This window comes from bacterium (assembly GCA_040755795.1).
Classification (GTDB): domain Bacteria; phylum UBA9089; class CG2-30-40-21; order CG2-30-40-21; family SBAY01; genus JBFLXS01.
Map to the genome: position 1 here is coordinate 1 of JBFLXS010000696.1, position 1,330 is coordinate 1,330.

The 1,330-nt window shown below is 32.9% G+C and carries 1 protein-coding gene; it reads left to right on the top strand.

Going from position 1 to position 1,330, the window contains the following annotated elements; genetic code table 11:
* The first annotated feature begins 97 nt into the window (after window positions 1–97).
* The gene (locus AB1414_21030) at window positions 98–1,291 is read left to right on the top strand and encodes a hypothetical protein (GenBank protein MEW6609896.1); all 1,194 of its coding nucleotides are present in this window, start codon (window positions 98–100) and stop codon (window positions 1,289–1,291) included.
* Window positions 1,292–1,330 lie beyond the last annotated feature (39 nt).

Here is a 1,330-nt window from a genome sequence, read left to right on the forward strand (position 1 = left end):
ATTTATAAATAAAGTAGTTGTAATTCTTTGCCTCCTATGTTATAATGGATAAAGGATAACAAAACTATCCAAAAAAACAGGGAGGAGGCAAAGAAATATGCAAAGGAGTAAAGAATCAACTTATTATCTTAAAAAGTGTTTAACTGAAAATTTTACTTGGTTTTTTGTTGTATTTGAGGAAAAATTCCGCCAAAAGCAACGGATAGCTTTTGAGACAATTATGTTTCTCTCATTAGCTCATTTCTTTGGGTTTTACAATCCGAAGCAGTTAGCCGACTTTTTTGGCATAGGGCATCAACCACTTTATGTTTCTCTTAAAAGATATAGCCTTTATTATCTTAAAGAGATGCTTATTTGCTTTATGGTAAAGCAAGCCTGTGAATATCTAAAGGCTGTGATGAAAAAGAGCATAGCAACTAAATCCAGAGCAGGCATTACCTTGTCAGTTGATAACAGTGTGATTGACCGACTGGGTAAAATGCTTCGTTGTACCTGGAGTTGGTATAGTGGCCGTGCTAAGAAAATAGTCAATGGACACGATTTGCTCGGTATTGTTTTAACTCTTAATGGGTTTGTTTTTCCCTTACATTTAGTCTTTTGTTCTAAACAAGGTCGAGCTAATACTGATAAACCAAGTCTGTTAATAAGTATGTTAAGTTGTCTAAAAGACAAATTTCTCAAGGAAGGTATTGATCTAACATCCTTTCCTATTAGTTTGGACTCATGGTTTGTATCCGAAGAGCTAAAACAAAAACTCTATCAATTAGGTTTTTATAAGATTATCATTGCTGGTAAAGGAAACTATACCTTTACCATTAATAACAAAAAACAAAAATCTTCAGATTGGAAAAAAGAGATATCTCTCTCTAAAGACCAATGGGGCATTGATGTGCCGTCTTGTAGACTTAAGGCTTATAACCCAACTTTTGGTCATATTGTTCTCCTCTTTTATGAGAAGAAGACTACGCATAATTATTACCTAATAGATTTTAGTAAGATCCTAATGCGTAGTGCTGAAATTTGGCATATATGGAAACAACATTACCTTATTGAATATTTCTGGAAGATTCTAAAATCTACATTCAGGATAAAATCTATGCAACTACAAGGTAATGGACTCTATATTGGCTTACTCATTAAAATAATAGCCTATTTGATAATATTACAGCTAAAAACCAAAAGGGCTTTTTCAAAATTCACTATTACTCAGATTACAAGAAAAATAAATCGGGAATGCAACTTGCAAACCCTTATCCAAGAGCATTTTCATTTGGCATCCTTCATAACCTAAACAATCTCGTAGTAATATGCCAATTTTGGAATTATCAGT